Raw genomic sequence first — 7,861 nt, 5'->3', positions numbered from 1 at the left:
CCCGCGACGGCGCCCACCTGGCCCACCGTCCGGCCGAGGACCAGCCGACGGCACCGATGCGGGCCTGGGACGACCGCCGGGTGCGGCACACCGTCCGCGGCGAGGACGTCGACCTCGACGGCCGCACGGTCACCGTCTCCCGGGTGCTGTTCGACTCCGGCCAGCTCGGTCTGGAGCTCACCCTCCCCGTCCAGGTGTCCACCGAGGGCGGCCTGACCCGCCGGGAGCAGCTGGCCGCCCAGGGCGAACTCCAGCGCCGGGTGGACGCCTACGTCCGCGAACGGGTACGGGACACCGCCGACCCGGACGGCATGCCGGAGATGCTGGTCGCCGTCCGCCTCGACTTCGCCGACGAGTACCGGGACCCCTACGCCCGGGTGATCCTCGACCGCGACTCGCTGCCCGACCCGGAGGACCTGGCGCTGGTCGACACCGCCGAGAACCTCCAGCACCTCCTCGGCCCGCTGGCCCACTGGGACGGCGCGGACGTGTTCCACGAGACGGCCGTCCGGCTGGAGGAGGAGGCACCCACCCGGGTCGACCTCCTCACGGACCTGCACACCGTCGGGGGCACCCCCCACGTCCCCGCCGACCTGCGCGAACCCGGCCCGCTGCGGCCGGGCGAGCAGCGGCCCGCCGTGACCGCCGGCACCGACGAGGCCGCCCAGCGGGCCGTGGGCGCCATGGACTTCCGGTTCACCCGGACCGCGGTCGACTTCGACCCGCGCACCCTCCCCGCCGACCAGAGCCTGCCCCGCGAGTGGACCGCCCGCGACGCGCGCTGGGCCGTCACCCAGCTCGTCGACCGGGCCGGGGTCCGCCCGACCGAGAGCAGCGTCGTCCTCGACGAATTCCGCGGCGTCCTGCTGGAGATCGACATCGTGGACGGCCGGATCACCGGCTACCGCGGCATCGGCGACCAGCGGGACCTCCCGCAGCTGCACGTCCCCCCGCAGACCCGCCCCGCCGGTCCGGCCCATGCCCCCGTCCTGCTCACGCCCGGCGCCGACGGCCCGGTGCTGGAGGCCCCCGACCCGGTCGGGCTGCTGCGGACGGTCGTCGACGCGCACCCCGACGGCCTCCGCGAGTTGTTCGGGTCGCCCGAGGGCGTCCCGTCGGCGGAGTTGCACCGGTTGATGATGGCGGAGGTGGCCGAGTACCTCCAGCGGACCCGGCCCGAGGACCTCCCGCGCGACGTGGTGGCCGGCTTCCGTCCGGACCTGGAGCCGGACTCCGGGGCCGCGAACGCTCTGCGCGGCCTGCGGCACGGACTGCTGGACTGGGACCCCGTGCGCGACGGCGACGGCGGACTCGGCGGGGCGCTCGCCCCGCTGCTGGCGCACACCTTCCGGGTGCGGATGGTCGTGGTCGACGAGGCCGGGGCGGTCGTCGCCGGGTTCGGTCCGCACGACACCGCCACCCAGGTCGTCCTCCGCGACGACACCCCGGCGGCCACCCCGGTGCGGGAGACCGTGGCCCCGCCGCTCACCGACCAGGTGGCCCCGACGCCGCCCGCCCACCTCGACGGCCCGGCTCGGCGGGCGACCGTGGTCGGGGAGGACGTCCGTGAGGACGGCGTCCGCGAGCTGACCCTCGGCCACCTCGACACCGCCGTGGAACCCGGCGCCCCGCTGTCCGTGTTCCCGTCCCGCTGGTGGTCCTCCGGGGACCCCCGTGGGCCCCTGGCCTATCCCGAGCACTGGAGCGACGACAGGATCGCCGAGGCCGCCCGCACGGTCGCGGCACAACCGGACCGGCGGCTCGACCTGGAGGACGGCCGGTTCCGCTGGTCCGGCGTCCACGACGGGGTGGAGATCACCGGGATCTCCCGGGGGGACGAGATCCTCGTCCACGGCCCGGCAGACCGCCGCGCCGACACCACCCAGGAGTGGACGGACACCCGCGAGCTCTTCATGTCGGAGGAGGCGGCGGTCCGGCTGGACGACGTCCGGTTCCGTGCCTGGTGGGGAATGACCGACAGCGGCCACGAACTGCACGTGCTCGGCCTCGCCGTCCACCTCGACCCCACCGGGATGACGCCCCGGCAGGCCGACCAGCTGCGGGACCGGCTGACGCAGCACGTCGACGGGCTCTACGAGGACTCGGACGGCCACCGGCAGCTCCGGACGATGCTGACCTTCACCGACCGGCCGGAGGAGGCCGCCTGGCACATCGACGGCCGGAACATCACCCTCCCGCCGGCGCTCCGGCCGGAGTACGGGCGCGAGCGGCTGCTCGACGCGGTGTTCGACGGCACCGCGGGCGTCCGGGACGGGGTGGACCGCGACTCGGCGGCCATGCTGCGGTTCCCGGACCCCGAGGATCCGCCGGCCGCCCCCGACCTGCGGCAACCCCTGGCGGCCCACTACGACCAGTACCGGTTCGAGCCCCAGGCCCTGGCACACGGCGGTCTCGGCCTGCCCCGGGAGTGGCGGGCCGAGGAGCGCCACCACGCTGCCCAGCAGGTGCTGCTGGAGAGCGACCACTTCCGGGAGCGCCGTCGGACGGCGGCGATCGTCGAGGGCGAGTTCGCCGGTGTCCGGATGCGGCTGCTGGTCGAGAACGGCCGGATCGCCGACTACCACGCCGCACTCGGGCAGCGCCTCGGCGACCAGCGGGTCCAGGCCGCCCCGGCGCCCCTGCCCGGCCGGGTGCTGCGCACGGTCGAGGTGCGGCCGCCGGACACCGGGACGCCCGAGGGCAGGTTCCTGTCCTCCCTGCAGGCCCAGCGGGTGCAGGCCTTCGAGGCCCAGCGGCTCGTGGACCCCGACGGCGACACCCGGACCGTCCTGACCGTCCGGGTGCACCTCGACACCGGGGGTGTGACCACCACCGGAGCGCGTCGGGCCTGGGACCTCGAACACGTGCAGCTCGCCACCGAGACGGGCCTGCGGCAGCTCTACGACCGGGGCCAGCGGCTGCCCGACGGCGACCGGCTGGAGGTGGCCGTCCGGTTCGTCGACGCGGACCAGGATCCGCACCACACCGTCGAGCTCTGGGACGGCTCCGTCCCGGAGGACTCGGGGAACTGGGGCGTGGAGAGCGACCCGCGGGTGATCGCCCACGAGGTCGGTCACCTGCTCGGCCTGGACGACGAGTACCGCCGGCCGGGCACCCGCCCCCGCCCCGTCTACCCGGAGCTCGGGCTGATGAGCGCCCCGGCGCTGGACCGGTTCGGCCGGGTCTCGGTCGACGCGGCCCACCCCCGGCTGGACGACGGAACCGACCTGCCGGACACGGCCCTGCGCCCGCACAACCTCGACCAGCTGGGCGCGGTGCTCGACCGGGCGTTCGGCACCCCGCCGCAGGTGACGCCGCCGGGCACGCTCCCGCGGCGGGCGGAGTTCGGCGAGGACGCCCGTCGGACCTCCCTGTACGACGGGCCGGACGGCCGGGGCGGGCACCTGCCCGCCCCGCCCGCCTCCGGACGTCGTCGGCTGCCGCCGGTGCCCGGCTCGGAGAACCCCAACGGCACCTACCGGACCGACGTCGGCGAGCTGTCGGACGGCCGCCGCGACGGCGCCCGGTACCGGACGATGTTCCCCGACACCTGGAACGCCGACGACGCGGTGTACAACGCCAAGCAGGCGTTCCTGCACGCCCGGCGGACCGACGGCGTCACCGGGCCCGTCGGCGGTCGGCAGCGGTGGACGGGCGAGTACGGCGGTGTGCGGATCGAGGGCGAGATCCTGGCCGGCGAGTTCACCTGGTTCCGGCCCTCCGACAACCAGCACGGACTGGAAGCGGCCACGTTCGTCCCCCACCTTCGGTCCACGCCCTTCGGCCACCGGGTCGAGGAACTGAACCACTACGGCGACCGGCACACGCTCACCGGCTTCCACAACGACCGGCCCAAGCCGGCCGCTCTCGCCGAGCGCGGCCTGCATGTCGGGCCCGACCTGTCGACGAACCCCAACGGCACCCGGCGGGCGCACGCCTACTTCCTGGATCCGACCGTCGCGCCCGGCTCGCCCATGAGCCGGTTCCCGTCCCGCTGGCACCGCCGCGCCGACGAGCAGGGCCACACCTTCTACCCGAAGAACTGGGGCCCCGAGGAGACCCTGGAGAGGGTGGACCGGGCCTACCGAACCCGGACGAGCTCGACGGAGCTGCCCGACGGCAGCGTGCACTGGATCGGCCGGGCCGGGGGCGTCCGGATCGAAGGGATCGTCCGGGACGGCCAGCACCTCTTCCACCGGCCGACCGACGACCAGCAGGCGGCCGGCCCGGCCGGCGACCCGCCCGCGTCCACGCTCAGGGCCCCCGTCACTCCCGGCACCGGTGAGCGTCCGCCGACCCGCACCCGCGAACAGGACGAGAACCCGACGGAGTTCACGCCGCCGTTCCACGAGGACCTCGCGGAGGACGCCGGGCGCGGCCTGCCGCCCGAGTGGACCGAGGCCGAGCGCCGGCACGCGGCCCGGACGGTCGCGGGCGATTCGCCCGGCGGCCCGAACGACCCGGTCGACGGCGAGTTCGCCGGCGTCCGGATCCTGGTGACGCTGCGGAACGGGCGGATCACCGACTACGAAGGAGCCCCCGGCCAGGAGTTCGCCCCCCAGCGGCGGCGGCCCCCGGCCGCGCAGCAGCCGCCCCTGCAGGCGCTGCACCCCTCCGGGTCCCAGCCGCACGAGCAGCCGCACCAGCAGCCGCACGAGCAGTTCGACGACGCGGCCTCGGACACCTCCATGGACGCCCACTCGGACACCTCCATGGGCGGGGCCGAGTCCTTCCTCGACCACATCACCGGCTCCCGGGAGGTCAGGCCGCCGGCGGACCACTTCCGCCAGACCGTCTCCGCCGCCGCCCTGCGCGGCTACGAGGCCCGGCGCGGCTTCCTGGAGAACGGCGAACCCGCCACCGAACTCGTGGTGCGGATCCACCTGCTGCCGGCACTGCTGTCCGACACCCCCGGCATGGACTTCGACCGCCGCTCCACGGACTCGGAGAGCGACTACGACTACAGCGACGCCCCGACCGAGCAGTTCACGCCCGAGGAAATGGACCGGGTGATGGAGAACGCCTGGCAGGGCGTCGAGGAGGTGCTCAACATCGGCCACCGGCTGCCCAACGGCGACGTGCTGCTGGTCCGCCCCGAGTTCGTCGACCACATGGACGACGAGAACCACCACATCCACATCGTCGACCTCCACCGCACCATGCCCAGGGAGAACCACGAGGCCTGGTCCCTCGACTCCGCGCCGCACGTCGTGGCCCACGAGATCGGCCACCTGCTCGGCCTGCCCGACGAGTACCGCGAACGGCACCGCCGCAACCCCGTCCACACCGACGCCCGGCTGATGGGCTCCGACAGCGTGGAGCACGGCCGGGTCTCCGCCGACCAGCAGGCCGGGATCGGCGGCACCCGGGCACCGGGCCGCGGCACCCTGGCCCCGCGCAACCTGCGTGACCTGGGCGCCGCCGTCGACGGCGCGTTCGGCACCCAGCCGTCCCGCCTCGGCGACGGCGGCGGGCAGCCGCCACGGGCCTCCTTCGGCCCGGAGGCCCGGCAGACCTCGCTCTACGGCGACCGGCACAACCCCGGCGGCCACCTGATCCCGCCGCCCGGCTCGGACCGCCCCCGGCCGACCGGCGTGATCGGCCGGCACTCGAACGGCGTCCTGCACGTCGAGTTCGAGGCCGCGCCGACCGGCCGCGGCGGGACCAGGCACGCCGCCGACGTCCGCCTCACCAGTGACGCCGGCGACCTGCACAGCTCCGACACGGCCGTCCGGCGGCGGATGTTCCCGCAGCACTGGACCGAGGACGACGCGCTGTACGCCGCCGAGCAGGCCTACCTCGACGCCCGCCGCCACGGCCGGATCGTCCCCACCGGGGGCGGCGGCCACCACTGGACCGGCGAGTACCAGGGTGTACGGATCGAGGGCCGGATCCGGGCCGGGGAGTTCCTCGACTTCCGGCCGTCCGACACCCAGCCCGACCAGGACGGCCAGCCGCCCCAGCCGACGCGCCACCGGCCCACGGCCAGGACCTGGGACGGACTCTCCGACCTGTCCCCGCAGCAGCCCCACCCGGACATCCCCGCGACCGCGCCGTCGCGGCCCGCCGGCCTTCAGCGCTACGGGCAGCGCGCCCAGGACATCGCCCGCTACGGCGACCGGCAGAGCATGACCGGCCTCCACCACGAGCCCGGCCTGTTCCAGAACGCCGACCTCCCCGACTGGCAGCGCCGGCGCGGCGTCGAGGTGTTCGAACGCGGCCCGGCGGCACCCAACGGCACCTACCGGGCCCGGGTGCGCTTCCTCGACGCGACCGTCGCCCCGGACAGCCCGCTCGCCGCGTTCCGCAACCACTGGCGCGAGCCGCGGGAGACCCACGGCCGCACGATGTTCCCGCGCACCTGGACGCGCCCGATGCTCCTCGACGCCGTCGAGACCGCGCACCGCTCCGCGTACACCCGGGTCCGGGTCGACGAGCGGACCTACCGCTGGATCGGCGAGGCGGGCGGCGTCCGCATCGAGGGCCTCTCCCGGGACGGCCAGCACCTGGCCTACCGGCCGTCCGACCGGCAGCCCGGTCCGACCCTCGCCCACTGGGACCCGGCCCGGGTGACGGGCGCCGGCGGGACTGTCGAGCTGCCCGTCGGCGGCGCCCGGCTCCTGGCCCGGCGGGTGCTCTTCGACTCCGGCCAGCACGGCCTCGACGTCACCGTCCCGCTCCACCTGACGGCCGACCCGGGCACGACGCCCCAGCAGGTCCGGGACTTCGCCCTCCGGGTGAACACCGCGGCCGCGCAGGCCTGGGCCCAGCACAGCCACGGCGGGCAGCCCCTGCTCGTCAACGTCAACGTGGTACCGGTCGCCGACCCTGCGGGCGCCGTCCGCAGCATCGGCATCCAGGCCGCCAACTCCCTGGGCCTGCAGGGCCTGCTGGGCCCACTGGCCCCCGCGCCCGGCTGGAACGGCCGGGACGCCCTGTTCCCCGGCCTGTTCCGGGCCGCCTCCCCGGTGAACGCCTTCACCCACGAGGCGTTCCCGCTGCACGGCCCCACCGCGCTGCGCGAACCCGGCCCCCTGCGGCCGGACGAGCGGCGCCCCGTCGGCACACCGGACCTGGACGTCGACACCCTCCGGCCGGACTTCACCGCCCGGGCCTGGAACGACCCGGCCGGCCCCGGCCTGCCGCGCGAATGGTCCGCCGACGACGCCCGCGTCGCCGCCGCCACCGTGATCGTCCAGCTGCGCGCGGCCGGGCAGCACGTGCCGGACAACGGCGTCGTCCAGGACACCGTCGGCGGGGTCGTCGTCAACGTCCGCCGCGAGGACGGCCTGATCGCCGAGTACTGGGGCCGACCCGGCCAGCGGGATTCCCGCCAGCACTCCACCCCGGGCAACGGGAGCGTCCTCGGCCCGCGGCACACCGCCCAGGTCGAGGGGGACACCCCGGAGAGCGGTTCGCCGCTGCTGCGCGCGCTCGTCGAGGAGGATCCGCAGCTGCTGCGGACGCTGTTCGGCGCGGAGGAGGGCGGGCGGCTCGCCGCCGACCCGGCCGCCGCCGAGCGGGCGCTGCGCGAGCTGGTCCAGCAGCGCTTCCGGGACAACCCCGAACTGGCGCGGGAGGCGCACGAGCTCTACACCGTCTGGGCCCGCCGGATGGGGAACGAACCGGCGGACTGGCAGTCCTTCGTCGAGGACCTCCAGCGGGAGATCACCGCCTGGCACGAGCAGGACGGGGGCGGCGCGACCGATCCCCGCGCCGTCCGCGACGCCTTCGCCGTGCTCACGGCCACCGCGCTGGACCTCCGGGTCACGCTCGTGGACGTCGGCGACAACCGGGCGGCGCTCGCCGAGTTCGGCCCGGCCAATGGCAGGCGGACCACGCTCGACCACACCGAGCAGGA

The 7,861-nt window shown here is 75.7% G+C and carries 1 protein-coding gene; it reads left to right on the top strand.

The annotated features are described in order from the left end of the window. The coding region (locus VR45_RS37450) for an EndoU domain-containing protein (RefSeq protein WP_045944410.1) at positions 1–7,861 on the top strand (7,861 nt) is incomplete at both ends.

Source organism: Streptomyces sp. NRRL S-495 (assembly GCF_000966955.1).
Taxonomy (GTDB): Bacteria; Actinomycetota; Actinomycetes; order Streptomycetales; family Streptomycetaceae; genus Kitasatospora; species Kitasatospora purpeofusca.
The sequence above is the reverse complement of the archived record's forward strand: the minus strand, read 5'-3'. Positions and strand labels throughout refer to the sequence as shown.